The following is a 26,137-nucleotide window of genomic DNA, read 5'->3' as shown; positions in this document are numbered from 1 at the left end:
TGTAAACGGTTACACATTCATGAAGGGAGGCTCTCCATTGGCTACAATTAAAGATGTCGCAAAAGCTGCACAAGTGTCTGTTGCCACTGTTTCACGCGTGCTCAATGATACTGGATATGTTCATTCAGATACGAAAACCCGCGTGACGCAAGCGATGCAGGAGTTGAACTACTTTCCCAATGAAGTGGCTAGATCCCTTTTCAAAAGAGAATCACGCTTAATCGGCTTAATCTTGCCTGATATCACAAACCCCTTCTTTCCTCAGCTTGCTAGAGGCGTTGAGGATGAGATTCATGCGCACGGTTTTCGGTTATTATTCGGAAACAGTGATGAAGATCGAGAGAAAGAAATGGCATACTTGCAAACCTTTAAACAAAATCAAGTTGTCGGTGTCATCGCGGTCACAAATGAACCTGAGTCAGATATATACAATGATGATGATCTGCCTGTTGTGTTTTTAGATCGAACAGTTCCACATGCACCTTCTGTTTTTGCAGATGCTGCAGCTGGCGGGAAAATGGCGGCAATGGAATTAATCAGACGCGGTAGCCGGCAGATCACACTGTTAAAAGGACCTGCCCATCTGCAAACAGCGCGGCAGCGATTCAAAGGCGCACTCGATGTTCTCACGGAAACAGGTGTCGACTTTCATGTGATGTCTAATGCTTCCTTTTCCTTTCAAGAAGCCCGAAAAAGTGCCAAGGCCCTTTTCCAGCTGTACCCTGAAACAGATGGGATCATTGCCAGCAATGATATCGTCGCAACAGCGGTCATCCATGAAGCGCTTCGAATCGGAAAAGCGATTCCAGGAGACGTTCAAATCATTGGATTTGATGATATTCCGCAAAGTGAGCTGCTCTTCCCTTCCTTATCGACCATAAGGCAGCCCGCCTATGAGATGGGAAAAGAAGCGGCACAGCTGTTAATCAAAGCGATTCAGAAACAACCGATAGATCAACCAGTTATTCAAATGCCCGTCTCTTTTATTGAACGAGAGACCACAAGAAAGGTGGATTCACAATGAGTCATATTGTTGTAGTAGGAAGCTGTTCAATGGATTTAGTCGTCACTTCAGATAAACGGCCAAATGCCGGTGAAACGGTTTTAGGCGAATCGTTTAAAACGGTCCCAGGCGGGAAAGGTGCCAATCAGGCAGTCGCAAGCGCCAGACTCGGTGCAGATGTATATATGGTCGGCCGAGTTGGTGATGACGCTTATGGCCATGATATTCTCAGCAATTTACAAGCACAAGGTGTCCGTACCTCATATATGAAACCGGTTACCGAAATGGAGAGCGGCACAGCTCATATCATTTTAGCAGAAGGTGATAACAGCATTGTAGTGGTCAAAGGGGCAAATAACGAGGTTACTCCTGACTATGTAAGTACTGCTCTTTCTACAATTGATGATATTGGGATGGTTCTCATCCAGCAGGAAATACCTGAAGAAACGGTCGAAGCGGTCTGCGCCATTTGCAGTGAAAAAGAAATCCCTGTCATATTAAACCCTGCACCAGCCCGTAAAGTATCGAAGCAGGTTTTAGATCAGGCTGCTTACATTACACCGAATGAACATGAAGCTGTTCTGATGTTTGATGGTCTGCCAATTGAAGATGCCTTGCGTCAATACCCTAACAAATTATTGATCACAGAAGGAAAAAATGGGGTTCGATATTTTGATGGAACGAAAGACGTGTGGGTTCCAGGCGTTCCTGTCGAAGCAGTCGATACAACAGGAGCTGGTGATACCTTTAACGGAGCCTTGGCTGTCGCTCTAACAGAAGGCAAATCCCTCTATGACGCACTTGCCTTTGCCAACCTTGCAGCATCAATGTCCGTCACAAAGTTTGGCGCACAAGGCGGCATGCCAACAAGAGAAGAATTGGAGAAAAAGAAATGAAAAAAAACGGCATCCTAAACAGCCATATCACCAAGGTGCTTGCTGACCTTGGCCACACAGATACAATCGTCATCGCAGACTGTGGTCTTCCTATCCCAGAAGGTCCAGTCAAAATTGACCTAGCATTATCAATCGGCACACCATCCTTTCAGGAGGTCACCTCCCTCCTTCTTCAGGAAATGGCCGTTGAAAACATCACTGTAGCTAGTGAAATCAAAGAAGCCAATGAACGAGATCATTTATTTCTTAAGAAAGCGCTCTCAAAACCGTTACATGAAGTAGACCACGAGACGTTCAAAGACATGACCAAACAGGCAAAAGCAGTCATTCGAACGGGTGAAGCCACCCCATACGCAAACTGCATTCTTCATGCCGGTGTCATCTTTTAAAAGGAGGAGCCAGATATGAACATAGAGATGCATAACATCCATAAGGCTTTTGGAAAAAACACCGTTCTCTCCGGGGTCTCCTTTGACCTCGTCACAGGTGAAGTCCACGCACTCATGGGTGAAAATGGTGCGGGAAAATCAACTTTAATGAATTTGCTTACAGGTCTTTATTCTTTAGATCAAGGAACGATACAAATCGACGAAAAAGAAACCGCTTTCAAAAATCCGAAGGAAGCGGAGCAGCACGGCATCGCCTTCATTCATCAGGAGCTCAACATATGGCCGGATATGACCGTCTTGGAGAATCTATTCATCGGGAAAGAAATCTATACGAAACTCGGACTGCTAGATACTAAGAAAATGAAGACCCTCGCCCAAACGCAGCTGGACCGTTTGTCTGTGAATCTCTCACTTGAACAAGAGGCAGGCAGCTGTTCTGTTGGACAAAAACAGATGATTGAGATTGCAAAAGCATTAATGACCGATGCAAAGGTCATCATCATGGATGAGCCGACAGCAGCTCTTACGGAACGGGAAATCGAGAAGCTCTTCCAGGTCATTGAATCTCTCAAAAAAGAAGGCGTTTCCATTGTCTATATTTCTCACCGTATGGAGGAAATCTTCGCCATCTGTGACCGGATTACGATCATGCGTGATGGGAAAACGGTCGATACGAAAGCCATACCTGAAACGAATTTCCATGAAGTCGTCAAAAAAATGGTCGGCCGTGAATTGACAGATCGATATCCTGAGCGAACGCCCTCTACAGGAGACATTGTCCTTGAGGTGAAACAAGCAACGAGAAAAGGACAATTTCAAGATATCAGCTTCTCAGTTAAAGCTGGAGAAATCGTTGGTGTTGCAGGCTTAATGGGTGCTGGCCGGACCGAAATGATGCGGTCGCTGTTTGGTCTTGATCCTCTTGATCAAGGAGAAATATGGGTTCATGGAAAAAAGGCTGTTATTAAAAAACCAAGTGATGCCGTCAAGCTCGGCATCGGCTTTATCACAGAGGATCGCAAGGATGAAGGATTGATGCTTGATGCATCCATCCGTGAAAACATCGGTCTGCCAAACTTAAAAAGCTTCTCTCCAAAGGGATTGATTGATAAGAAAACAGAACAGGATTTTGTCGACCTTCTCATCAAACGACTGACGATTAAAACGGCTTCCTCTGACATCTCTGCCCGAAGCCTGTCTGGGGGAAATCAGCAAAAAGTCGTCATTGCCAAATGGATCGGCATACAGCCGAAGGTCTTGATTTTAGATGAACCGACACGAGGTGTTGACGTCGGAGCGAAACGAGAAATCTATCAGTTAATGAATGAACTGACTGATCGAGGCGTTGCCATTTTAATGGTCTCCTCTGAACTCCCAGAGATACTCGGGATGAGCGATCGGGTGCTCGTCATTCATGAAGGAACCATCAGCGGGGAATTAGACAAAACAGAAGCTACACAGGAACGAATTATGACACTAGCTACAGGAGGGAAGTAACATGAAACCACTTACTTCAAATGGACGATTTGATCACATCATGCAAAAGCTTGGGCCATTCTTAGGACTCATCATCCTTGTCGCCATTGTTTCTATTTTAAATCCGGCCTTTTTAGAGCCATTAAACATCTTAAACTTACTGAGACAAATCTCCATTAATGCCCTCATTGCCTTTGGCATGACGTTTGTTATTTTAACTGGAGGTATTGATTTATCAGTCGGTGCCATTCTTGCACTGTCCAGTGCCCTGACTGCCGGCTTTATCGTTTCTGGCATGGATCCGATTTTAGCCATTATCGTCGGCTGTATCATCGGTGCCGTTCTTGGGATGATCAACGGTCTTTTAATCACAAAAGGCAAGATGGCTCCATTTATCGCAACGCTTGCCACGATGACAATTTTCAGAGGTTTGACACTCGTTTATACAGACGGAAACCCGATTACTGGGCTTGGCTCTAACTATGCCTTTCAGTTATTCGGCCGCGGATATTTCTTAGGCATTCCTGTTCCAGCGATTACGATGCTTCTCACCTTTATCGTACTTTGGGTACTGCTTCATAAAACACCTTTCGGCAGAAGAACATATGCCATCGGCGGGAATGAAAAAGCGGCTCTCATCTCAGGAATCAAAGTACCACGCGTGAAAATTATGATCTATTCATTAGCAGGCTTCATGTCTGCCTTAGCAGGTGCGATCTTAACATCTCGCCTAAATTCAGCGCAGCCAACAGCTGGTACGTCCTATGAGCTTGATGCCATTGCTGCCGTCGTACTTGGCGGGACAAGCCTGTCCGGCGGAAGAGGAAGAATTGTCGGCACACTCATCGGGGTGCTCATTATCGGTGTCCTGAACAATGGTATGAACTTACTTGGCGTTTCATCATTCTATCAATCTGTTGTGAAAGGGATTGTCATCTTGATTGCAGTCCTATTAGACAGAAAGAAATCTGCTTAAGGAGGCAGCCGCTATGAAAAAATATCTTATTCTCATCCTGACTCTCTCATTGTTCATGCTTTCTGCCTGCTCACTTGAACCGCCGGAGTGGGCCAAGTCATCAAAGGATGGCAAGAAAAAGGACATCAAAATTGGGCTGTCGATCTCGACGTTAAATAACCCATTCTTCGTTTCTCTGAAAAACGGTGTGACAAAAGAAGCGAAAAAGCTAGGCATTGAAGTCGTGATTGCAGATGCACAAAATGATTCAGCTAAACAAACAAGTGATGTAGAAGACCTTATTCAGCAAGGCGTCGACGCATTGCTCATCAACCCAGCGGATTCATCTGCCATATCAACCGCTGTCGAATCAGCAAACGCTTCTGATATACCTGTCATCACATTAGACCGCTCAGCCGAAAGTGGAAAGGTAGAAGCACTTGTCGCCTCAGATAACGTCAAAGGCGGAGAAATGGCAGCTAAATTTATCATTGACAAGGTTGGCAAAGGAGCAAAAGTCGCTGAATTAGAAGGCGTACCAGGCGCTTCCGCTACACGTGAGCGTGGAAAAGGATTCCATCAAATAGCGGATAAAGATCTAAAAGTGACAGCAAAACAAGCTGCTGACTTCGACCGGACAAAAGGACTGAATGTCATGGAAAACCTCCTTCAAGGAAACCCTGACATCAAAGCCGTTTTTGCCCACAATGATGAAATGGCACTTGGCGCACTAGAAGCGATTCAAAGCTCTGGGAAAGACATTCTTGTCGTTGGCTTTGACGGCAACGAAGATGCACTCAGCTCAATCAAAGCAGGAAAGCTCTCTGCAACGGTTGCGCAGCAGCCAGAGCTGATCGGTCAACTGGCAGTCGGTGCTGCAAACGACGTATTAAAAGGGAAAAAGGTACAAAAGAACATCGCAGCTCCACTCAAACTAGAACAGAAGAAATAAACAGAAAACCCCCGATTTCCCTCGGGGGTTTTCCTATTACTGTGGTCTTTTCAGCACAAATGACATGCCTAAATGGGCATAATCATTACCTGCTAGGCGAGCGACTGGTTTCAGTTCATTAGTAGAAACATAGCCTTTTTCTGCATCATAAACACCCTCATCTAAATGTGCACATACAACCCGGCCAATGATATGATCAACTGTGATCTCCCCTTCATCATTTTGAAAGGTCAGATGTTTTTCCAGCTGACATTCAAAACGAATGCGCGCTTCCTTGATTCCCGGCACTGAAATGACATGACTCTCTACTTGGTGAAGTCCGGTGCGATCCAGCTCACTCTCTTCCCGAGGCAATGTAGCAGCTGTTTCATTAATATCTTCTATCATGTCTTCATCACTCACATGGACGACAAACTCTTCCCTGTCAATGATATGCTGCGCAGTATCTTTCATCTGACCATCACGTCGTCCGATAGAAACCGCAATGAGCGGCGGGTGTCCGCTGATGACATTAAAGAAACTAAATGGTGCGGCATTGACAACATCTTCTTTAGACAGACTTGTAATAAACGCTATCGGTCTTGGAACGATAGAACCAGATAATAATTTATATGCCTCTTTTCGTGACAGCTGATCCATTTGCAATGTAATCAATTCAGGTACGCCTCCTTTTAATGTAACGACATCATACCATAACCCGTTCCCTATACCTCTTATTCCAGCTCGGTGCGATGCAGGATATGGTGAACAAGATGAAATAAAGCAGGATTATGATTTTCCCGTCTATAGGAAATCGTCCATTCCGCCAGAAGCTTTTCATCCTCAATGGCCCGATAGACAACATCCAGATTAAATAAACGCCGGGCTGATTTTGGAATCACTGCAATACCGATCCCTGCTGTGACGAGGCCAATGATCATTTGATATTCCGCCGCTTCCTGCACGATATTTGGAGAAAACCCGTACTTTTCACATAGCAGGACAAAGTGCTGATAAAGAGACGGCCATGATTCCTGTGATAAAGAAATAATCGGTTCATGACGGATATCTTCAATCGCGACCGTCTCTTTATTAGCCAATCGATGATTTTTTGGAATCGCAAAAATACATTCACTTTGCTTCATCAAACGACTCACTAATTCTTCATGCGGCGGTGTAGGATGTAAAAAACCGATATCAATCTCACCATTTAAAAGTGCCTCTAGCTGCTGCGGAACAGAAAGCTGCTGCAGCTCAATACTGACAGAGGGATACAGCTCCCTGAATTCACGTACAACGGGCGGCAGAATATCATACGTCGCCGTTCCAACAAAACCTATGATGATTTTCCCCAGCTCTCCTCTTGCTGTATGACGGGCATGATCAACGGCTTTATCAAGCTGCTGCAGCACTCCCCGAATCTCATGTAAAAAGACCTTTCCAGCTGCTGTTAGCTCCACTACCCGCTTCGACCGGTGAAATAAAGGAAAACCCAATTCTTCCTCAAACTGCTTAATTTGCTGACTAAGTGGAGGCTGTGTCATATTCAACCGCGCGGCTGCTCTGCCAAAATGCAGCTCCTCCGCTACTGTGACAAAATACTGCAAATGTCTCAGTTCCATCCTTTCACTCCTCACACACTTATTCGTGAAACATATCAAAACCACGTTAAACATATATTGGAAAATTTATTTTATGAAATGTATAGTAAATCATATCATGAAAATATATTTTCATAAAAAATTTTACTTGCCGAAAGGAGTGCGGGGTAAATGAAATCTCAAGCACAACCCCTAACAAGACGAGGAGCAGAGTTGATTGTTGATACGCTGATTGCTCAAGGTGTGACCCATGTTTTTGCGATTCCAGGTGCAAAAATTGACGCTGTATTTGATGTATTAAAAGACAGAGGTCCAGAGCTTGTCCTATGCAGACACGAACAAAATGCAGCCTTTATGGCAGCTGCTGTTGGACGTTTAACCGGCAAACCAGGTGTTTGTCTTGTCACATCAGGTCCTGGTGCATCTAATTTAGCAACAGGTCTATTAACAGCCAATACAGAAGGTGATCCTGTTGTCGCAATCGCCGGAAACGTCATTCGTGCAGATCGTCTGAAACGAACACATCAATCACTCGACAATGCGGCATTATTCAAACCAGTCACAAAATATAGCGTTGAAGTACAAGACGTTCATAATATACCAGAAGCATTAACGAATGCTTTTCGCGCGGCACAAAAAGGGCAGGCTGGAGCAGCATTTATCAGCTTTCCACAAGATGTCGTGACAGAACACACCACACAAACACCAGTGTCTGCTCACCCTTCTCCAGAATTAGGTCCTGCACCAGATGCTCTCATCAGTTCGGCTATCGCCAAAATTCAAAATGCACACTTACCTATTGCGATTGTGGGAATGAAAGCTAGTCGTCCAGCTGCTGCAAATGCCACAAGAGCATTATTAAAAACACTTGGTATCCCATTTGTTGAAACGTACCAAGGAGCCGGCGTTCTCTCAAGAGAGCTCGAGTCTCAATATGTAGGCAGAATCGGCTTATTCCGTAATCAGCCGGGTGATCTTCTCATTGAACATGCAGATGTCCTTTTGACCATTGGCTTTGATCCAATTGAATATGATCCGAAGCATTGGAATCTTCAGCCGCAGCAGCGTCAGATCATCCATGTTGATGACATGCAGGCAGATATTGACCATTTTTATGAGCCAGCTCTTGAGCTTGTAGGCAATATTTCTGAAACCGTCAAACATCTAGCGCATGACAGTGTTCCCCTTTCTCTAAGCAAAGAGAACATAGAATTCGTCACTGAATTACAGGAACTATTAAGCGACATCGAAAAGACACCAGAAAGAGAAAGTCATCGATCTCACCCTCTGGATGTCATTCATACATTGAGACGTCTGATTCCTGATGACACGAAGGTCACGTGTGATATCGGATCTCACGCGATTTGGATGTCCCGTCACTTCCGCGTCTATGAACCGAACTCATTCCTGGTGAGTAACGGCATGCAAACATTAGGCGTCGCATTACCATGGGCAATTGCGGCTTCTATCATGAATCCAGATGAAAAGATTATCTCGGTCTCAGGTGATGGCGGTTTTCTCTTCTCCGCAATGGAGCTAGAAACAGCTGTCCGGAAGAAAACAAACCTCGTTCACCTTGTTTGGAACGACAGCACATACGACATGGTCGCGTTCCAGCAGGAAATGAAATATGACCGTACATCCTGCGTTGAATTCGGGCAGATCGATTTAGTGAAATATGCGGAAAGCTTTGGAGCGACTGGACTAAGGGTCAACTCACCTGAGGAGCTTTCAACCGTCCTTCAAAAGGGTATAAACATAGAAGGACCCGTGATTATTGATATTCCGATTGACTATCAAGACAACCCTGACCTCGCCAGTCAAAAATGGCCAGAAGTCTTTCGCAAAAAACATGCAATGAACGTCAGATAAGACTTCGATACATTACATTAAAGGAGTGAGCGGTTATGGGTATGATGCACCCAATGAATCAACAGAATGACACAAGACAGCATGACAAACAACAAGAGGTCTATCAAGTATCGACAATGACCTCCCTGCTGGAAGCCGTATATGATGGAGATTTCTCCCTCGCACATATTCCTGAACACGGTGATTTTGGCATCGGTACATTCAATCAATTAGATGGAGAGCTGATCGGCTTTGACGGCGCATTCTACCGGCTGCGCTCGGATGGAACAGCGACACCGGTCACCAATCAAGATTATTCACCTTTCTGCTCTCTAGCATTCTTTGAAACAGATATCGTTCATCGAATTGATGCACCTATGACGTCCAAAGAACTTGAAGAAGAAATCGACCGCATTTTACCAAGTAAAAATATCTTTTATGCGGTCCGCATTGATGGATCATTCAAAAAGGTTCAAACACGTACGGTTGAAAAACAGGAAAAACCTTACGTTCCGATGGTAGAAGCAGTCAAGTCTCAGCCTATTTTCGACTTTGAGGATATTCAAGGTACGATCGCAGGCTTCCGTACACCGCAGTACGCACACGGCATTGCGGTGAGTGGATATCATCTTCATTTTATTGATGAAGATCGAAGTGTTGGTGGACACGTATTTGATTACACCGTTGATCAAGTCACCATCCGCATTTCTCAAAAACGCCATATGAATTTACATCTGCCAAATACGCAGGAATTCTTCCAAGCAGACATTGATCGAGCTGACCTTGCACAGCAAATTGCCAGTGCAGAAAGCAGCCCGGATCAATAAATGAAAACACCCCGATGAGATCGGGGTGTTTTTTTATGCATAAAGATAATTTCTTACATGCAATGTTTTCGTTTCGATAGCAAATGATAATTCATTCATTCTATTCGTAATAAATATGATAGAATATCAACAGAAGAAAGGTGGTTATACGGTGTCAAAAGACTATAGCATTCCAAACCTAACATTAGACGAAAGAGATAAACAAATTTTATCCCTATTACACGAGGACGGGCGCATGTCTTATACAGATCTCGGCAAACAGGTCGGTCTGTCACGTGTTGCCGTACAAGCCCGCATTCAGCAGCTCGTTGAAGTAGGGGTCATTGAACGATTCACCGCTGTAATTAACCCCGCGAAGGTCGGCATTCATGTTTCTGTCTTCTTTAATGTAGAGGTAGAGCCGAAATTTTTAGAAGCGGTTGCCCTTCAGCTTGAAAAGGAAACGGCTGTCACAAGCCTTTATCACATGACAGGACCAAGCAAGCTGCATATGCATGGCATTTTTCAACATGAACATGAAATGGAGACTTTCCTGACAAAAAAGCTATACCCGCTAGAAGGCGTTGTCAGTGTGGACTGCCAAATGCTCATTAAACGATACAAAAGCCGCATGGGCATGAAATTGTAGACAGGAGTTGAACCACTTGCAATCATATATCGAACTCATTATCGCTATGGTGCGAACCGGTATTCTCGGTTTTGGCGGAGGCCCTTCCGTGATACCGCTTATTCGCCATGAAGCGGTGGTGAAATACCAATGGATCAACGATGACGAATTCGGAGAAACACTCGCCATCGCCAATGCCTTACCAGGCCCGATCGCAACAAAAATGTCAGCATACCTCGGCTATCGATTAAAGGGCGTATCTGGCGCAATTGTCGCCACAGCTGCTCATATTTTACCAACATGTCTCGCCATGGTAGCCCTTGTCACACTTGTCAGCGTCTTAAGCTCCTCACAAATCATTCAAAATATGATTGGTGCTGTGACCCCTGTCATTGCCGTGCTTCTCGGGATCATGGCATATGAGTTTGGACAAAAAGCGCTGAAAGGCTTCGGCATGATCTTCGGGATCGCTCTATTCCTTCTTGCCTTTATTGGGCTACAAGTGCTGTCCATTCATCCAGGAATTATTGTCATGATCTTTTTACTTTATGGCGCCTTTCATTTTAAACTGAAAAATCGCTGGAATCGGCTAAATAAAGAGAAAGGAGTGTCTTCATGATACTGATTCTCTTTTTATTCTGGGCATTCTTTTTATCCAATCTATTAGGTTATGGCGGTGGTCCTGCATCCATCCCGCTCAATTATGAAGAAATCGTCAATCATTTTCATTGGATGACGAACGAAGGATTCTCCAATATGCTGGCTTTAGCCAATGCACTGCCGGGGCCAATCGCTACGAAGATTGCAGCATATGTCGGCTATGACGTCATGGGCTGGCCAGGCTTTATCGTGGCACTGCTTGCAACTGTAATGCCGTCCGCTGTTGGGCTGATTTTATTGCTCAAGCTGATTGACCGCTTTCGTCAATCTCCCGTCGTAAAAGGCATGACCTTATCCGTTCAGCCTGTCATTGCGATGATGATGCTTTTATTAACATGGGAAATCGGCGGAGATGCTGTGAAAGCCATCGGCTGGACGCAATCGCTCGCCATTGCTGCGATCTCCTTTTTCCTGATGACCAAATTCAAGCTGCACCCTGCCTTTCTGATTGTGGCTGCATTTTTATATGGCGGATTCATTCTGCCGCATTCATAAAAACCGATAACATTCACTGTTATCGGTTTTCTTTTACATATAAATTGGAGAAACTGATCTGCGCCCAATCGAATGATACTCGACCCCTGCTTGTTCTGCCGCTTCAAGTGTATGACAGTTTCGCCCATCGAAAATAAGCGGCCGCTTCATCCATTTCTTATAGGACGCAAGTGGAAACGACTGAATATCCGCCCACTCTGTTAATAGACAGACCGCATCGGCATCCTTGATCGCTTCCTCAATCGTTTGAGCAAATAAGACTTGATCCGGCAGCTCGCGAGCTGCATGCCGGGCAGCAACAGGATCATATGCCACAAGCTCCGCACCTAATTGATGGAGCTCATGAGCGATCGGAATAGATGGCGCCTCCCTCATATCATCTGTATTCGGTTTAAAGGACAGACCAAGTAGCGCAATTCGCTTCCCTTCAAGAACTGCCCCCAGCCGCTCCTGAATATTTTGGATAAAACCCGCCCGCTGCTCATTATTTACTTTGATGACAGCCTTTAACAGCTCAAAATCATGGGACACATGCCCTGCAATTTGGACAAGTGCATTTGTATCCTTTGGAAAACAAGAACCTCCATAGCCAATGCCCGCTCTGAGAAAGGAAGAACCAATCCGCTGATCAAGCCCCATTCCCTGCGCCACCCATTCAACATCAGCACCAGTTTTTTCACAAATGGAAGCAATTTCATTCATAAAACTGATTTTTGTCGCAAGAAATGCATTTGATGCGTACTTGATCATTTCAGCACTTTTACGGTCTGTTTTCACCAATGGAAGATGGAAATCAGCATACATCTCCTCTAACTGGTCTAATACGGCTTTTGTTTCAGCTCCAATCACTAGCCGATCCGCCCTCAATGTATCTGAAATGGCAGAGCCTTCCCGTAAAAATTCTGGGTTAGATGCAATCGCTAGTGGCTCCTTCCGTCCTAATTCTTGATGGATCAACTGATCGATTTGATCACCCGTTCCGACAGGCACTGTACTTTTCACCACAAGAATCGCCCCTGACTTTGCTTTTAAGCCCATCTCTTTTGCAGCCTGAAACACATACTGTAAATCAGCTTGGCCATCTGCCTGCTGCGGGGTGCCGACTGCAATCATTAACACATCAGCCCGCGAGTAGACTTCCGCTTCATCTATGTGAAAATGAATTCGTCCCTGCTCAAGATTGCGTTTCAATAGCTCTTTTAACCCTGGCTCATACATTGGGGGATTTCCTTGTTTCAGCTGCATGACCTTTCGGCGGTCAATATCAATACACGCCACATCATGACCTGCCTCCGCTAAACACACACCTGTCACAAGCCCCACATACCCACAGCCTGCAATCGCAATATTCATGACACCATCAGCTCCCCATACTCCTTATGCTTGTAATGACATCGTATGCCGGGAGCTTTCATTCCATTCTTAAAAGCATACAAAAACCCCCTGCCATCACTAGCAGGGGGTCACTTTTATGAAACAAGACCATTTCGAATATGAGCAATCAGATTTTCAAGCATTTCTTTTGTTGTGACATCATTTGAATTTTCACCAATATCATGAGCGTACATCAAAATCTTTAAAAATTCTTCTTGATTTAAACCCTTATTATCCATGTCTGTATCCTTTCGGTTCCACTAATTTCATTATTATATGCTGTAAGGTTGGTTTATGCAATACTCTATTACATCATTCGACAGCTTTTGAAATTTATGACCATTTTCATGAAAAACTTTTTTATAAATCCCCATTGAGCTATAATAAAAGAATTGGAATCTTTTACTTGGTTAGGAGCGGATCAAATGCTTCAGCACAACATCAACGAAGAAGAAATCAAACAAACAGCCGAACAGATCAAAGAACTTCTTCCTGCAACAGATGAAAACAAACAACTCATCAAAAAAGCATTGATTACTTATAGACAGGACAGCGTATATCGGCTCAAGCAAGAGTCTGATACCGAATGGTCAGCTTATGTACATGATGTCGTGGCAGCAAGAGTCCACCTTCATGTGCTGTTTCCTGTGAGAAGCAGCTGCTCATGTCCAGCAGATGGACTTTGTAAACACATTCTCGCTGTCTTCTTTTCGCTATACGCTCAAGTAGAGAGTGTGACCGGATTTACAGAACATTGGTCAGAAAAGGATGAATTACAGCGCAGCAAAGAACTGATTCGCCAGCACTTCCAAGTGAAGCGCCCAGACGAACAATCACTCCAAAGCTGGCTGACTTTTTTCCAAGAGGAATTTAACCTCTGGCTGAAACGGACACCGAAGCACCAGCAAACACCGCAGCATTTATATTACGGCTATTTATCGATCCTAAAAAAACACGCACCTGCTTCACCTGAATTCAAGAGCTTGTATGCGATTCATACGTCGATCGATGTATGGCTGAGGCTTCATGAACTCGTCGACCTCGGCCGGCTTGATGCCGAAAAAGACTTTTATTCCATGAATCCCTATGTAGAACAGCTCATGAACACCATTTTCGATTCAGTGGATCATTTGAAGACATACGCCCTTTCCTTTTCCCTCGATCCGTTTCTTGAAAACACACCAACTGCCGTTCGCACACTTCTTCAAATCAATGGACCTTTCCAGCATGAACGAGTAGCGGTCTTTATGGAGATTTGGGGCACCATATTAAATAGAGGGAAATGGGTCAAAAAAGAAACAGAATTACTAAAGAACGCCCAGAAGAAAGAACAAACGGTTGAACGTACCATCGGGCTGATGCACATGGATTATTTACTGAAAGAAGACGACAGCCTCTTTCAACAATTACAGCTGCTCAATGCGGATATGCTGCCAAATGTGCTCAATTGGCTGAAGGATCTCACAAACCGAAAGGACTGGAAGCGGCTCAAGCTCTGGTATCATGAAATCACCTATATATTAGAGGAATATTGCCAGCTCGACCTTTCCTACAGAGAACTGCGGGGAGCCGTCAGTGATTTCTTCTTTTATTTAGATGCATACTTTAAGCAGACGAAGGATCATCATTTATATGAACGTTATCTCCAAATCTGTATGCCCTATGCGTTTACAGAATACAGTCAGCTCTTGTATGCACAGCAGCGTTATGCGGAATGGATTGAGATTCACAGCCTTGTTGGTTTCTCCATTAGTGAACTGGAGAAGGATTTGATCAAACAGATTGCAAAAGAGGAGCCAGAAGCCCTCATTCCATCGTACCACCGTGAAATCTCACTGCTTCTCGATCAAAAGAATCGAAGTGCTTATCGAGAGTCTGTAAAAATGCTGAAAAAACTGCGCACGCTTTATCATAAAACGAAAAAAACCGCGATCTGGGAAAGGTATGTAAAGCAGCTGCAAGATTCAACAAAACGGCTGCGTGCGTTCCAAGAGGAAATGAAGAAAGGAAAATTGATTGATGACACGCCATAAACAAATTGTCATTCATGCAGAACAAACTGAAGATTTCTCTTTCACCATTTCAGCGCAAGCAGAGGACGGACACCCTGTTCCGCTTAATGAAATGAAGAGGCAGCTTTTCCAATGGCACGAATCTTCTTTCTACGGAACATTTTTAGAAGATGTCAGCTTTATTGGCACTCCTGCCTTTCTATTAAGCCCTTGGATGACCGTTGAATTGCTAGGAAAAAATTCATTTAATACGTTTAGTCATGTGACATTAACGGATGAAACGGAACCACTGATGAAGACAGCCTCCACCATTTACGAATTCATCGAGGACGAAGATTTCGTTCCCGATTATGAGGCGTGGACAAAAGGCGAGCTTCGTTTTAAAGATAAAGAAGGCCTATTAGACGGCTATACGGCTGATTGGTTCTCCTTTGCTGTACAAGATTACATTCAGTATGATGATGCCTTGCAGCACAAATGGAACCGTATGACTGCACAATCGCCTGCGCTCTCATCCTTCCAAGGACATTTTTTAGATGAGCAGGATTTCCTGGAGACGATTGGCTGGATTGATGACGAGACGCCGTTCACTGTCGGCTTGCGCTTAAACGAGCCTGATTTTGACGGTGATGATTGGAAAATCGAATTGTTTTTACGTGATAAGAAAAACAGCGACCTTCACTTTTTTGAAGGCATTCGTTCATTGAAAAGGTCTTGGCACCCGTATCAAGATAAAATTTCAAGAGAGCTGGAACGATTCAGTCAAATTGTGCCTTGGCTTTCTTTCACATCTGGTACCACACTTATGTCAGAAGAAGAAGCATGGCTCTTCCTATCTGAAGCAAGTGAAACACTTGTCAATATGGGCATTGAGATTCTGCTCCCATCATGGTGGCAAATTGTTAAAGACAGCACGATGATGTTAAAAGCAAGGATTTCTTCTACACCGCGAGGCGAATCGCATGTCGGAATGGACGCATTAATGGACTTTAATTGGCGCTTTGCTACAAACGGCATTGAACTGACAGAAGATGAGTTCAACGAACTTGTCCAAAGCAAACGACGTCTTGTCAATATTCGAGGACAATGGATCAAAATAGATCCGACCTTCATCCAGCAAATGAAAAAGTGGATGGAGCGTGCCGAAAATGAAGGGCTTCACATGTCTGATATTTTGTCACGCGAACTGGCAGATCAAGAAGCTTCCTCTGAATCGATTCCAGAACTGCTAGACAGTTCAGCATTTGCCCATATTCAATTTGAACTTTCATCGCAATTAAGAGGGCTTGTCCACCAATTAAATGATTCGCACGAGCTGCCTTCTTACGAAATGAGTGAGTCCTTCAAAGGCACACTGCGTCCGTATCAGCAGCATGGCGTGAATTGGCTTTTATTTTTAAGATCTCATGGATTTGGGGCTTGTTTAGCAGATGATATGGGACTTGGAAAAACGATTCAAATGATCGCGTATTTCACGTATTTGAAGGAGCAGGAGCAAAATGCCGCTCCATCTCTCATCATTGCGCCGACCTCTGTTTTAGGAAACTGGCAGCGAGAGCTCGAAACATTCGCACCACATTTGAAGGTTGCCCTGCATTATGGCCCATCGCGTCCACAGGGAGAGGACTTCACAAAAGCATACGAGTCAACAGATATTGTCTTGACGTCTTATGGACTCTCACATTCTGATCGTGATGAATTAACGGCAGCAAAGTGGAATACCATTTGCTTAGACGAAGCCCAAAACATCAAGAACGCCCATACGAAACAATCAAGAGCGATTAGACAGCTCAAAGGACAGCATCACATTGCCCTCAGCGGGACACCAATGGAAAACCGTTTGACAGAGCTTTGGTCCATATTCGACTTCGTCAACAAAGGATATCTCGGCAGCCTGACCAGCTTCCATAAAAAGTTCGTCCTTCCGATTGAAAAAGACCGTGAAGAAAAAAGAATTGAACAGCTCCAGCAGCTGATCAAACCATTTTTATTAAGACGAACAAAACAAGATGAAGAGGTTGCCCTGAACCTGCCTGAGAAACTCGAAGAAAAAGAATTCATTCCGCTCTCCGCTGAGCAGGCGTCTTTATATGAACAGCTCGTGAAGGATACATTTGAACATATGGCATCATTAACAGGGATGCAGCGAAAAGCCATTATTTTAAGTATGCTTGGCAGACTCAAACAGATTTGTGATCACCCTGCACTCTATTTAAAAGAGAGCGGTACAGATGTGAAACTGCTGAAACGTTCGTTAAAAATGGATAAACTCGCAGAGCTGTTAAAAGCGATACATGAGCAAGGAGAAAGCTGTCTCATCTTTACGCAGTATATTGAAATGGGCAACATGATCAAGCAGCTGGCAGAAAAGATGTTTGGAGAACCAGTCCAATTTTTAAATGGCAGCCTCTCAAAACAAGAGCGGGACAAAATGGTGGACCGCTTCCAGAAGAAAGAATTCAACATCTTAATTCTCTCTTTAAAGGCAGGAGGAACAGGACTCAACCTAACCGCCGCAAACCATGTCATTCACTACGATAGATGGTGGAATCCTGCTGTGGAAAACCAAGCGACAGACCGAGCTTATCGGATTGGACAAAAACGATTTGTTCACGTCCATAAGATGATCACAACGGGCACAATCGAGGAAAAAATCGATCAAATGCTCGAAACAAAACAAACATTAAATGATCAAATTATCCAAAGCGAAAGCTGGATTACAGAGCTATCGACAAACGAACTAGAAGACTTATTTACCTTAAGTGCCGCCGCTCAATCATCTTAATCACAGCAAAAAGAGGACTTTTCTCAAGCCTAATGAAAAGTCCTCTTTTTTGTTTCATATAAACGTACGCTAAATGTTCAGTTTTTTCAATGCAGATTTCACATTCATAAACGTATTTAATTCACGGAAGTCCTCTCTCATTTCTCCCATTTTCATTGCAAGATTCGGTTTAATTCCTGTCACAATGAGTTCAGTACCTGTCATTAAAATCAAATCGTTCAGCTTAAAGATCGCATCTGCCACAAATGAATCCACTTCTAATAATCCGGACAGATCGACAATAAAATAATCATCCTTGGATTGAGAGATATAGGTGGAGACCGTTGAAATGATCTTATCAAATCTAGGCGCTGTTAACGTACCAATGATCGGTAACACAGAGATACCATCTTTCACCGGAACGATGGGGACAGAAATATTCAGCACTTCATCAATTGATTGCTCAAGAAGCTCCTGCTGTTCCTTCTCTTTCGTGACATCCTTTTGCAGACCAACGAAATAAAGACGTTTTCCTTCCTTTTCGTCAATCCAAAGAGGAGCGACACTTAACTCGTTCCAAAACATTTGTCCAGATTTTTTATAATTTTTCAGCTGAACCGTGACAGCCTCTTTGTTCTCAATGGCTGTTCTAATTTGCTTGAGAGCGATTTGCTCAGTTTCATCTCCTTGAAGGAAACGACAATTCTTCCCCAATACTTCGGGTTCTTGATAGCCTGTCATATCTAAAAAGCCCTTATTCACATATATTAAAGGATTATCAGGTAAAGACGGGTCCGTCACCGTCAGGCCAACCTGAGTATAGTCCAAGGCTTCCTTGATTAAATGCAGATTTTCGGACTTATAAGATTCCAGCGCCATTCGTTTACTCTCCTTATTTTCCTTACAAGCGGGTTATATTCATAATTAAATTATATGATGTTCCACATCATGTGTAAATAGAAGTGGTTCTGAATTCCTCTTTTGTAGAATGCGCTTCATCCTATGTGATTTATACCACGACATCTGATTCATCTATTTCAAAAGGTGCCGGATCATATGCGCGACTCCGTGTTCATCATTTGATAACGTCACGTGATCAGCGATTTCTTTTATATCCTGTCTCGCATTTCCCATCGCAACCCCAACACCAGCAGCTCGAAGCATTGATTCATCATTTAAACTGTCTCCTACAGCCGCTGCCCTACTTAAAGGAATACCTAGTCTTTCTGCCAGCCTTGTTAATGCCTGCCCTTTAGACGCGTCCTTTGAACCAATTTCAAAGTTATGATCAGCCGAACTGACCAATGTTAAATCTGAATCATGACCAAACATATCCCATCCGGCTTTCAATCTGTCTTGAAAAAAAGAAAAACCTAAGATATTGTAAAATGAAAGCTTTCGATCCTCACGAAACAATTCTTTATATGTATCAATATAAGAAAAACCCGACTGGCTGTATTGAACTTCTGCCGCTTGTTTTAAGACATTTTGATCCGTTTCTGGATTTGCACTTTTTAAACGGTCCATTTCAATCGCAAGAAGCTCTCTGCCGCGATTTGGTGTGAAAATGGCTTCGTTTGTAAAGACTTCATAATAATAATCACGTTCTTCAAGCCATGACAATATGTGTTTAGCCTTTTCTTCTTGTAAAGCAGCTGAATGGTACACTTGTCCAGTTGGATCATGAATCACAGCTCCATTGGCACTAATCACCCATGTATTCATACCAAGCTGGTCAAAAATAGACCTCACATCAAAATACGCTCTCCCTGTTGACACGACAACCTCAATTCCATTCGCAGCTGCTTCCTTTAATGCCTGCTCGTTTTCCTGACTCACTTTGTGTTCACTGTTCAATAAAGTTCCATCTAAATCCGTTGCGATTAATTGAATGTTTGTCATCGTTCTCTCCTTTTTATTTTTATTTTCAACCGACATACCGTTAACAAAATCCATCATCATTATGAAATGAGTATCCACTATTTGCAAGAGCTGATCGGTTAAACAGTGAATAAAAGGGTATCCGGCCACGCAAATATGACCGGATACACACATAGGGGATTCACAAGGGGACACATGACCTATACAAAGAAGCATTGGTTCTATATTACGCAGTGTTCATATGAACAAGGCAGCATCTATCAGCTTTAGCTAGAGGGGGGCTGTCAGATGATAGACGTTACCTTGTGATTCGGGACTTGCCTCCTTTCCTTTCAGCTACCCCTAGTCTACGGAGAAAGGCCGTATGTGACAAAACAGGAAAATAGCAAAATAGGCCTTCAAATTCTCTATATCCTCATTAATTTCTGTTTTTTACCGCTTGCGTATAAAACATCATCTTGTTTTGTTTGATGAAATACTTATTTTTCATAAATTGATAAAAAATATCTGAATGAATCCAATTACTAGAAGGCATGTGAATATAATCAGATCCGTCCCACGCAAACCAATAAAAACAAAGCCGACCATCATGAATCGACAGCTGAAACTCAAAACAGTCCATTTGATCCTTGGTGACATATTGAAACGTGAGTGACTCTCCTTCTTCCATATACACATCACAAAATGAAAGAATGTCTCCCCACGAATAAACACGTATATCACTCTTTGCCTTGTCGTCGCCAATATGAATGTTTCTCAATTGATAGGACTCCATAAAACATCTCCTTTCACTCATGTGCAGCTAGTTCTAAGCAGGCAGCGGTTTCATTTATACAGATGTTGTATGCTATAATAATACTTACGAATAATGAACGCTTGTGAGGTGATAAATATGAAAACCTTTAGGCTGATTGATTTAAAAATTGAACTTGATCCACAGCAAGATAAAATGTCCAGCATTCCCCTTCGTGACGGTTTAATCATTAATAAAGAAGACGGTGAAAATCACTGGATGATTGAGGCACTCATTCCAAAGAAACATAGACAGGTATTTGAGGTACTCTTTCAGCAGCACACAGAAGTGAAGATTCTTGTAACGATCACTAAAGAAAACAACCGCCCTGTTCATCTATCTGTCCAAGTCAAAAACATCGTTGCCTTAGAAGAAAACATTTCTGTATTACTCGATGGTAAAATGATTACAAATCGTTACAGAACAGAAACTGAAGAAGTATTAAAAGACCTCGTCAAAGAGGGGCTGTCAGGAGAAAAACTACTGGATGCTTTTAAACAAAACACATAAAAAAGAGCGGGATCAGCCGCTCTTTTTCTATTGCACATCTTTAGACTGGCTTTGATTTTTCAATAAATCTCTAATTTCAGTTAGCAGAACTTCCGTTTGATCCGGCGTTTCCACAACCTCTTCTTCCTCAACCTTTTTCCGTTTTAACTTATTCAAATAGCGAATAAAGATAAAAATGGAAAACGAGATAATTAAGAAATCAACCACTGTTTGAATAAAGTTCCCATATAAAATTTGAGCAGCTCCGATTTTAATGGATAAACCGCTAAAATCATGCCCTCCAATAATAATACCGACAAGCGGCATGATTAAATCATTCACAAGAGAAGTGACAATTTTGCCAAATGCTCCCCCAATGATGACACCTACAGCCAAGTCAATGACATTGCCCTTGACGGCAAACTCTCTAAATTCTTTCAGCATCCTTTATCACCTTCATCTTTTTTTGTCTAATATGACGTTTTTTTGTCAAAATTGCAAGTCCTTATCCGTTCTAACTGAACGTTTCTAAATAAAAAAGCGATTCATGCTTAATGAACCGCCAGGAAAATCATGATACTTTAGGACCGATAGAAAATGTCAGTTCTGCTTCACATGCAACTTCGCCATCTACTGTCGCTACTGCTTTTCCTTTTGCAACCGGCCCGCGGAGGCGCGTCACTTCAACCTCTAAACGAAGTTGGTCACCAGGCTTGACCTGTCTTTTGAAGCGGCATCCGTCAATCCCTGCAAACAAACCAATCTTTCCTTTGTTTTCTTCCTTGCCTAACATAATCACACCAAAAACCTGTGCGAGTGCTTCTACTATAAGCACACCAGGCATGACTGGGTAACCAGGGAAATGGCCATTAAAAAATTCTTCATTCACTGTGACATTTTTAATTCCAACCGCTCTTTTTTCTCCCTCAACCTCTAAAATACGGTCGACCAATAAGAATGGATAACGGTGTGGAATAATGTCTTGAATTTGCTGAGCATCAAGCATATCTTGATCTCTCCTTCTTTTCTATATCGCTGATCTTCATTTGATTCCTATAGAAGTATATTATGAATGCTGGCATTTTTCAATATTCGCCTTATGCATATGGTAAAAAATAGAATCTACCATTACCAATTGTCATCAAATATAATCCACACTACACTCATTGTTTTTTCACAAATATGGTAATATATATTACAACATTGATTGAATAAGAGGGTAAAAATGAATTTTATGAGCGATAAATCCATAAAAAAACTTCTCCATTCCTGGTATACAATGCTAAAGCATCGACATTTTTCGAAGGCTGAAGAAATCAAAAAAACACTGCTAAAATATAAACGCAAATTATCAAAAAAACAGGAACTCTATTTCCATTATCAGCTGATGCTTTTCCGTCATCAGCTCTGGATGAATCAGACAGAAGACTTAGAAAAACTCAAACATGAACTGCTGCCCCACAAAGATGAAATGAACGAAGAACTGCAATATTATTTTTATTTCTTTCTCGGATTATATGAATCTTTAAAAAGTGATCAAAATGATGCGATTCATTATCTCGAAAAGGCAGAGGAACGACTGCCATTACTTAACGATGAGCTGGAGGAAGCAGAGTTCCATTTCCGTACAAGCGGTGTTTATTATAACAACCGTTACTCGTTGTTATCGATTCGTCATATTCAAAAAGCCATGGATATTTTTGCAAAGCACGGAGATATCCATAGCATCTATCGGTGTAAAATTGTGCTCGCTCTTAACTATAGCGACCAAAAAAAATATAAGGAAGCGGAAGATATTTTCATTGAAATTATTGATTATGTGAAAAAGATTGATGATCAAGAGCTGCTCGGTATCGTTTACTATGATGCTGGCTTTATTCAGTCAAGACAAAACCGTCATAAGGAAGCGCTAGAATACTTCAAAAAAGCACTTCGTCTTCCAGCATACCGAAAGTCAGCACACTCCTATGTATCGTGCCTATACGAAACTGTGCGTTCCTGTTTTAAAGAAAATTTAACCGATGAAGGGATGAAATATATTCAAAAAGGACTGAAAGAAGCCGTTGCTTCCCAGTTTGATATATTAAGAATGAAGTTTCAAATCTTATCTCTACTCTACAGCCAAACGCCAAAGGCAGATGAGCAGATCGCCACGCTCGTCACATGTCTTGAACGAAAAGAAGCCTGGATTGATCTTGAGGATCTGCTTGCTGATGTCTCAGATTTTTATAAAAAAAAGGGCGACTTTGAGCGAGCCGCCTTTTTTATCATGAGAGGCTGATACCAGCCTGCTGATTATCGAATTGTATTAATTAATCCCAGCATTTGATCGCCCATCGTAATCGTTCTAGAATTCATCTGATAGGAACGCTGTGTTGTCATGAGGTCTGTTAATTCTTTCGACATGTCCACATTTGACGTTTCCAGTGCACCTTGCTGAAGCTGAATCGCCTCTCGGTTTGCTCCATTTAGTGCTGTTAATGCACCTTGATAGGTTCCGTCGACTGAGAACAAATTATCTCCTTCAGAGACAAGTGCTGACGAATTATTGACTTGTACAACGCCTAGATTCACTTGCTGATTCGGTTGATTATCTCTTGAAATCGCCGTCAGCCGTCCATTTTTATCGATTGAAATATCACGGAAATTCGCATTTAAAACGATCGCATTTCCGTTTTCATCAAGAATCGGATAGCCTTCGCTCGTGACAAGCTGCACTTGGTTACGGTTATTGCCCGGCTGTAAGTAAAGTGAACCGTCTCTTGTATAACGGATATTACCGCCGGCGTTGACCTGTAAATACTGCGACGGCGCTCCGAATGCAACATCAAGATCACGTCCTGTTTGTTTAATCGAGCCTTGCAGCGAGTTAATGGACGCATTGACCATTGTACCCGTTCCAAGCCTTAACCCAGCAGGTGTCAGACGACTGTTTGCCACCTGCTCATTTTTTTCATCTACCTGATTAAACTGCTGTCTGATCAGCTCTGAGAAACGGGTGTTTTTCGCGCGGTATCCTGTTGTTTCACTGTTCGCGATGTTGTTGCTGATGATGTCAAGCTGCTTTTGCACTTCATTCATCGATACAGCTGCGTTTATCATCGTTCTAAGCATAATTTTCCTCCTTTCTTTTTCATTTCTTGATTAGTACACTCTGCCAATTTCATTCACTGCTTTTTCTAAGCTTTTATCATACGCCTGAACCACTTTTTGGTTTGTTTCAAATGCTCGGTAAGCCGTTGTCATATCTGTATATGATTTCGTCACATCCACGTTCGACAGCTCCGATACGCCTTGGCTTAACGTATAGGACATTTGACCGTTATTGACTGCACTTGGCAGGGGCTGGTTATCAGCTGTACGGTATAAATCATTTCCTTCACGCGCTAGGTTTCTTGTATCCATCGCAACACGTACATCGATCTGACCAAGATTTTGGCCATTTTCAGACACAGTACCATCTGCATTCACTTTGAAGTTCTCACTCTGAACCGTAATCGGCTGACCCGTCACGGAAAGAAGAGCGCGTCCATTAATCGTCAGCTGCTTTTGTGCGTTCAATGTAATGGAGCTGCTTTTCGTATAACGAACGCCTTCTGGTGTGTTGACCGCATAAAATAGCGCTGATTTCTGATTGGTCTCCGGATTGATCGGCACATTATTTTCAACTAGTGCTACATCTGTTGTTTGATCTGTTGTTTTTAAAGTTCCCTGTGTAAATTGAGGGATTAATTCCTGCATATATGTCCCAGTATTAATTCCACCAATCGGCGATTGCAGTGGAACACTAAAGCCTTTGCCTGAGGATGTTTGGAAACGTCCTGATTCCATTCGGCTCAGTAGCATTTCTGGAAATGCACGCATTGCCCCTTCATCCGCTTTATAGCCTGGGGTATTCGCATTTGCGATATTATTTGAAAGCATTTCTGTCCGCCGCTCTTGAGCGATCATGGCAGATGTTGCGGTGTATAGTCCTTTTAACACGTGCTCACCTCATTCAAATTCTTTCACATGACCTAAACACAATCTTCTATGAAATATATCGGCTGATTAGCAGGGTTCTTTAATAAAAATCCCCCATTCTTTCTAAAAAGAATGAGGGAAATCATTAGCTGAGTTTACGCTTTGGCAGCTTGTCCATATTATCAAGCATCACGCCCGTACCAACTGCTACACAGTCCATTGGATTTTCAGCAACGAAAACTGGTACTTTCAGCTCTTCTGCAAGCAATTGATCAAGCCCGTTTAGAAGAGCTCCGCCACCTGTAATGATGACGCCGCGATCGATAATATCAGCTGATAATTCAGGCGGTGTTCTCTCAAGAACTTGTTTCGCAGCCTGAACAATCGCAGATACAGATTCACGCAATGCTTCTTCTACTTCTTTGCTTGTGACGGTAATCGTTCTTGGTAATCCTGTCACCATGTCTCGTCCACGAATCGAAATCTCTTCGTGACGTGCGTCTGGGAATACCGTTGCAACTTGGATCTTAATATCCTCAGCCGTGCGCTCACCAATCAACAGCTTGTACTCTTTTTTAATGTAGTTTAGAATTTCCAGATCAAATTTGTCTCCAGCCATTTTAATAGAAGAGGCGGTTACAATGTCACCCATTGAGATGACAGCGATATCTGTCGTTCCGCCTCCAATATCTACGACCATGTTTCCACTTGGCTGAAAAATATCCATACCAGCACCAATCGCTGCTACTTTTGGCTCTTCTTCAAGAAATACATGCTTACCACCGCTTTTTTCAGCAGCTTCTTTGATCGCCTTCTGCTCAACAGATGTAATATTTGTCGGGCAGCAGATGAGCATACGCGGCTTAGAGAACAGCCCTTTCACATTTAATTTGTTAATAAAATGCTTGAGCATCGCTTCAGTTACTTCAAAATCAGCGATTACGCCGTCTTTTAATGGACGAATCGCAACAATATTCCCAGGCGTACGTCCAACCATACGTCTAGCCTCTTCTCCAACAGCCAAAACTTTCCCGCTGTTTTTATCAAGAGCTACCACAGATGGTTCATTTAACACAATTCCTTTTCCTTTGACATGAATCAGTACATTTGCAGTACCAAGATCAATTCCAATATCCCTAGCAAACATCTATATATATCCTCCTTGAAAAT

General features: G+C 42.9%; 27 protein-coding genes. 15 read left to right on the top strand and 12 right to left on the bottom strand.

Features of this window, described 5'->3' with window-relative positions; genetic code table 11:
- The first annotated feature begins 37 nt into the window (after nucleotides 1-37).
- Genes M1D84_RS02270 through rbsB form a run of 6 tightly spaced genes read left to right on the top strand, consistent with a single transcriptional unit; the run spans nucleotide 38 to nucleotide 5,671 of the window.
- Nucleotides 38-1,024 carry a LacI family DNA-binding transcriptional regulator gene (locus M1D84_RS02270; protein ID WP_024423674.1) on the top strand — a complete coding sequence of 329 codons (987 nt, stop codon included), beginning with the start codon at nucleotides 38-40 and terminating at the stop codon, nucleotides 1,022-1,024.
- On the top strand, nucleotides 1,021-1,899 hold the full coding sequence (rbsK, locus tag M1D84_RS02265; RefSeq protein ID WP_024423675.1) for a ribokinase: 879 nt from the start codon (nucleotides 1,021-1,023) through the stop codon (nucleotides 1,897-1,899). The genes M1D84_RS02270 and rbsK overlap by 4 nt, the downstream gene beginning before the upstream one ends.
- Entirely contained in the window at nucleotides 1,896-2,288 is a 393-nt protein-coding gene (gene rbsD / locus M1D84_RS02260) for a D-ribose pyranase (protein ID WP_024423676.1), read from the top strand. Before rbsK ends, rbsD begins: the two co-directional genes overlap by 4 nt.
- 15 nt (nucleotides 2,289-2,303) lie before the next feature.
- The gene (locus M1D84_RS02255) at nucleotides 2,304-3,785 is read left to right on the top strand and encodes a sugar ABC transporter ATP-binding protein (protein ID WP_024423677.1); all 1,482 of its coding nucleotides are present in this window, start codon (nucleotides 2,304-2,306) and stop codon (nucleotides 3,783-3,785) included.
- Nucleotide 3,786: 1 nt separating this feature from the next.
- Entirely contained in the window at nucleotides 3,787-4,740 is a 954-nt protein-coding gene (gene rbsC, locus M1D84_RS02250) for a ribose ABC transporter permease RbsC (RefSeq protein WP_024423678.1), read from the top strand.
- 13 nt (nucleotides 4,741-4,753) lie between these two features.
- Nucleotides 4,754-5,671: a ribose ABC transporter substrate-binding protein RbsB gene (gene rbsB, locus M1D84_RS02245; protein WP_024423679.1), complete on the top strand. Its 918-nt coding sequence runs from the start codon at nucleotides 4,754-4,756 to the stop codon at nucleotides 5,669-5,671.
- A gap of 36 nt (nucleotides 5,672-5,707) precedes the next feature.
- Here rbsB and M1D84_RS02240 read toward each other — a convergent pair whose 3' ends face one another.
- Both M1D84_RS02240 and alsR read right to left on the bottom strand, forming a co-directional pair.
- A complete protein-coding gene (locus M1D84_RS02240; protein ID WP_081372103.1) occupies nucleotides 5,708-6,325 on the bottom strand; it encodes a flavin reductase family protein in 618 nt (205 codons plus the stop codon).
- A gap of 59 nt (nucleotides 6,326-6,384) precedes the next feature.
- Complete coding sequence (alsR, locus tag M1D84_RS02235) at nucleotides 6,385-7,272, bottom strand: acetoin biosynthesis transcriptional regulator AlsR (protein WP_213404734.1); 888 nt, start codon at nucleotides 7,270-7,272, stop codon at nucleotides 6,385-6,387.
- Between the two features lie 150 nt (nucleotides 7,273-7,422).
- On the opposite strand from alsR, the gene alsS reads away from it, so the two are divergent.
- The 5 genes from alsS to M1D84_RS02210 all read left to right on the top strand — a co-directional run bounded on the left by alsS (nucleotide 7,423) and on the right by M1D84_RS02210 (nucleotide 11,691).
- Nucleotides 7,423-9,123, top strand: a complete 1,701-nt coding sequence (alsS, locus tag M1D84_RS02230; protein WP_024426310.1) for an acetolactate synthase AlsS — start codon at nucleotides 7,423-7,425, stop codon at nucleotides 9,121-9,123.
- A gap of 35 nt (nucleotides 9,124-9,158) precedes the next feature.
- The gene (budA, locus tag M1D84_RS02225; RefSeq protein ID WP_024423683.1) at nucleotides 9,159-9,929 is read left to right on the top strand and encodes an acetolactate decarboxylase; all 771 of its coding nucleotides are present in this window, start codon (nucleotides 9,159-9,161) and stop codon (nucleotides 9,927-9,929) included.
- Between the two features lie 151 nt (nucleotides 9,930-10,080).
- On the top strand, nucleotides 10,081-10,557 hold the full coding sequence (locus M1D84_RS02220) for an Lrp/AsnC family transcriptional regulator (RefSeq protein ID WP_103131707.1): 477 nt from the start codon (nucleotides 10,081-10,083) through the stop codon (nucleotides 10,555-10,557).
- Between the two features lie 46 nt (nucleotides 10,558-10,603).
- Nucleotides 10,604-11,155 carry a chromate transporter gene (locus tag M1D84_RS02215; protein ID WP_044333385.1) on the top strand — a complete coding sequence of 184 codons (552 nt, stop codon included), beginning with the start codon at nucleotides 10,604-10,606 and terminating at the stop codon, nucleotides 11,153-11,155.
- Entirely contained in the window at nucleotides 11,152-11,691 is a 540-nt protein-coding gene (locus M1D84_RS02210) for a chromate transporter (protein WP_249116498.1), read from the top strand. The genes M1D84_RS02215 and M1D84_RS02210 overlap by 4 nt, the downstream gene beginning before the upstream one ends.
- A gap of 33 nt (nucleotides 11,692-11,724) precedes the next feature.
- Here the strand turns inward: M1D84_RS02210 and M1D84_RS02205 are convergent, their stop codons facing one another.
- Complete coding sequence (locus M1D84_RS02205) at nucleotides 11,725-13,044, bottom strand: UDP-glucose dehydrogenase family protein (protein ID WP_213404733.1); 1,320 nt, start codon at nucleotides 13,042-13,044, stop codon at nucleotides 11,725-11,727.
- A 116-nt stretch (nucleotides 13,045-13,160) separates the two neighbouring features.
- Nucleotides 13,161-13,304, bottom strand: coding sequence for a hypothetical protein (locus tag M1D84_RS02200; RefSeq protein WP_003214884.1), 144 nt, complete (start codon nucleotides 13,302-13,304; stop codon nucleotides 13,161-13,163).
- A gap of 186 nt (nucleotides 13,305-13,490) precedes the next feature.
- On the opposite strand from M1D84_RS02200, the gene M1D84_RS02195 reads away from it, so the two are divergent.
- Complete coding sequence (locus M1D84_RS02195; RefSeq protein WP_458106390.1) at nucleotides 13,491-15,098, top strand: SWIM zinc finger family protein; 1,608 nt, start codon at nucleotides 13,491-13,493, stop codon at nucleotides 15,096-15,098.
- Nucleotides 15,085-17,862 carry a DEAD/DEAH box helicase gene (locus M1D84_RS02190; protein ID WP_056765594.1) on the top strand — a complete coding sequence of 926 codons (2,778 nt, stop codon included), beginning with the start codon at nucleotides 15,085-15,087 and terminating at the stop codon, nucleotides 17,860-17,862. Before M1D84_RS02195 ends, M1D84_RS02190 begins: the two co-directional genes overlap by 14 nt.
- 69 nt (nucleotides 17,863-17,931) lie before the next feature.
- Here the strand turns inward: M1D84_RS02190 and M1D84_RS02185 are convergent, their stop codons facing one another.
- The 3 genes from M1D84_RS02185 to M1D84_RS02175 form a co-directional block, all read right to left on the bottom strand.
- Nucleotides 17,932-18,720, bottom strand: a complete 789-nt coding sequence (locus M1D84_RS02185) for a PAS domain-containing protein (protein ID WP_151039781.1) — start codon at nucleotides 18,718-18,720, stop codon at nucleotides 17,932-17,934.
- 153 nt (nucleotides 18,721-18,873) lie between these two features.
- On the bottom strand, nucleotides 18,874-19,734 hold the full coding sequence (locus M1D84_RS02180; RefSeq protein ID WP_213404744.1) for a Cof-type HAD-IIB family hydrolase: 861 nt from the start codon (nucleotides 19,732-19,734) through the stop codon (nucleotides 18,874-18,876).
- Nucleotides 19,735-20,140: 406 nt separating this feature from the next.
- Nucleotides 20,141-20,497, bottom strand: a complete 357-nt coding sequence (locus M1D84_RS02175; protein ID WP_024426317.1) for a hypothetical protein — start codon at nucleotides 20,495-20,497, stop codon at nucleotides 20,141-20,143.
- Between the two features lie 117 nt (nucleotides 20,498-20,614).
- Here M1D84_RS02175 and M1D84_RS02170 point away from each other — a divergent pair, with 117 nt between their 5' ends.
- Nucleotides 20,615-21,025: a YwpF-like family protein gene (locus M1D84_RS02170; protein WP_024423692.1), complete on the top strand. Its 411-nt coding sequence runs from the start codon at nucleotides 20,615-20,617 to the stop codon at nucleotides 21,023-21,025.
- Between the two features lie 27 nt (nucleotides 21,026-21,052).
- Here M1D84_RS02170 and mscL read toward each other — a convergent pair whose 3' ends face one another.
- Together mscL and fabZ are read right to left on the bottom strand one after the other, a co-directional pair.
- On the bottom strand, nucleotides 21,053-21,448 hold the full coding sequence (gene mscL, locus M1D84_RS02165) for a large conductance mechanosensitive channel protein MscL (protein ID WP_024423693.1): 396 nt from the start codon (nucleotides 21,446-21,448) through the stop codon (nucleotides 21,053-21,055).
- Nucleotides 21,449-21,575: 127 nt separating this feature from the next.
- Nucleotides 21,576-22,010 (bottom strand): 3-hydroxyacyl-ACP dehydratase FabZ, encoded by a 435-nt coding sequence (fabZ, locus tag M1D84_RS02160; RefSeq protein ID WP_012011512.1) that lies wholly within the window; start codon nucleotides 22,008-22,010, stop codon nucleotides 21,576-21,578.
- 219 nt (nucleotides 22,011-22,229) lie between these two features.
- Here fabZ and M1D84_RS02155 point away from each other — a divergent pair, with 219 nt between their 5' ends.
- Nucleotides 22,230-23,285: a tetratricopeptide repeat protein gene (locus tag M1D84_RS02155; protein ID WP_213404731.1), complete on the top strand. Its 1,056-nt coding sequence runs from the start codon at nucleotides 22,230-22,232 to the stop codon at nucleotides 23,283-23,285.
- 14 nt (nucleotides 23,286-23,299) lie between these two features.
- Here the strand turns inward: M1D84_RS02155 and M1D84_RS02150 are convergent, their stop codons facing one another.
- The 3 genes from M1D84_RS02150 to mbl form a co-directional block, all read right to left on the bottom strand.
- Nucleotides 23,300-24,118: a flagellar hook-basal body protein gene (locus tag M1D84_RS02150; RefSeq protein ID WP_268415690.1), complete on the bottom strand. Its 819-nt coding sequence runs from the start codon at nucleotides 24,116-24,118 to the stop codon at nucleotides 23,300-23,302.
- 30 nt (nucleotides 24,119-24,148) lie between these two features.
- Nucleotides 24,149-24,988, bottom strand: a complete 840-nt coding sequence (locus M1D84_RS02145; RefSeq protein ID WP_024426320.1) for a flagellar hook-basal body protein — start codon at nucleotides 24,986-24,988, stop codon at nucleotides 24,149-24,151.
- A gap of 124 nt (nucleotides 24,989-25,112) precedes the next feature.
- Nucleotides 25,113-26,114, bottom strand: coding sequence for a cell shape-determining protein Mbl (mbl, locus tag M1D84_RS02140; RefSeq protein ID WP_007497573.1), 1,002 nt, complete (start codon nucleotides 26,112-26,114; stop codon nucleotides 25,113-25,115).
- Between the last annotated feature and the right edge of the window lie 23 nt (nucleotides 26,115-26,137).

This window comes from Bacillus sp. PK5-006, from assembly GCF_054161415.1.
This window is presented reverse-complemented; position numbering and strand designations above follow the sequence as displayed.

What these genes read in the sequence shown, in the direction of transcription:
- rbsK (WP_024423675.1), top strand. Translation starts at nt 1,021, where the DNA reads ATGAGTCATATTGTTGTAGTAGGAAGCTGTTCAATGGATTTAGTCGTC.
- rbsD (WP_024423676.1), top strand. Translation starts at nt 1,896, where the DNA reads ATGAAAAAAAACGGCATCCTAAACAGCCATATCACCAAGGTGCTTGCT.
- M1D84_RS02255 (WP_024423677.1), top strand. Translation starts at nt 2,304, where the DNA reads ATGAACATAGAGATGCATAACATCCATAAGGCTTTTGGAAAAAACACC.
- rbsC (WP_024423678.1), top strand. Translation starts at nt 3,787, where the DNA reads ATGAAACCACTTACTTCAAATGGACGATTTGATCACATCATGCAAAAG.
- rbsB (WP_024423679.1), top strand. Translation starts at nt 4,754, where the DNA reads ATGAAAAAATATCTTATTCTCATCCTGACTCTCTCATTGTTCATGCTT.
- alsR (WP_213404734.1), bottom strand. Translation starts at nt 7,272, where the DNA reads ATGGAACTGAGACATTTGCAGTATTTTGTCACAGTAGCGGAGGAGCTG.
- alsS (WP_024426310.1), top strand. Translation starts at nt 7,423, where the DNA reads ATGAAATCTCAAGCACAACCCCTAACAAGACGAGGAGCAGAGTTGATT.
- budA (WP_024423683.1), top strand. Translation starts at nt 9,159, where the DNA reads ATGGGTATGATGCACCCAATGAATCAACAGAATGACACAAGACAGCAT.
- M1D84_RS02215 (WP_044333385.1), top strand. Translation starts at nt 10,604, where the DNA reads ATGGTGCGAACCGGTATTCTCGGTTTTGGCGGAGGCCCTTCCGTGATA.
- M1D84_RS02210 (WP_249116498.1), top strand. Translation starts at nt 11,152, where the DNA reads ATGATACTGATTCTCTTTTTATTCTGGGCATTCTTTTTATCCAATCTA.
- M1D84_RS02205 (WP_213404733.1), bottom strand. Translation starts at nt 13,044, where the DNA reads ATGAATATTGCGATTGCAGGCTGTGGGTATGTGGGGCTTGTGACAGGT.
- M1D84_RS02200 (WP_003214884.1), bottom strand. Translation starts at nt 13,304, where the DNA reads ATGGATAATAAGGGTTTAAATCAAGAAGAATTTTTAAAGATTTTGATG.
- M1D84_RS02195 (WP_458106390.1), top strand. Translation starts at nt 13,491, where the DNA reads ATGCTTCAGCACAACATCAACGAAGAAGAAATCAAACAAACAGCCGAA.
- M1D84_RS02190 (WP_056765594.1), top strand. Translation starts at nt 15,085, where the DNA reads ATGACACGCCATAAACAAATTGTCATTCATGCAGAACAAACTGAAGAT.
- M1D84_RS02185 (WP_151039781.1), bottom strand. Translation starts at nt 18,720, where the DNA reads ATGGCGCTGGAATCTTATAAGTCCGAAAATCTGCATTTAATCAAGGAA.
- M1D84_RS02175 (WP_024426317.1), bottom strand. Translation starts at nt 20,497, where the DNA reads ATGGAGTCCTATCAATTGAGAAACATTCATATTGGCGACGACAAGGCA.
- M1D84_RS02170 (WP_024423692.1), top strand. Translation starts at nt 20,615, where the DNA reads ATGAAAACCTTTAGGCTGATTGATTTAAAAATTGAACTTGATCCACAG.
- mscL (WP_024423693.1), bottom strand. Translation starts at nt 21,448, where the DNA reads ATGCTGAAAGAATTTAGAGAGTTTGCCGTCAAGGGCAATGTCATTGAC.
- fabZ (WP_012011512.1), bottom strand. Translation starts at nt 22,010, where the DNA reads ATGCTTGATGCTCAGCAAATTCAAGACATTATTCCACACCGTTATCCA.
- M1D84_RS02155 (WP_213404731.1), top strand. Translation starts at nt 22,230, where the DNA reads ATGAATTTTATGAGCGATAAATCCATAAAAAAACTTCTCCATTCCTGG.
- M1D84_RS02150 (WP_268415690.1), bottom strand. Translation starts at nt 24,118, where the DNA reads ATGCTTAGAACGATGATAAACGCAGCTGTATCGATGAATGAAGTGCAA.
- mbl (WP_007497573.1), bottom strand. Translation starts at nt 26,114, where the DNA reads ATGTTTGCTAGGGATATTGGAATTGATCTTGGTACTGCAAATGTACTG.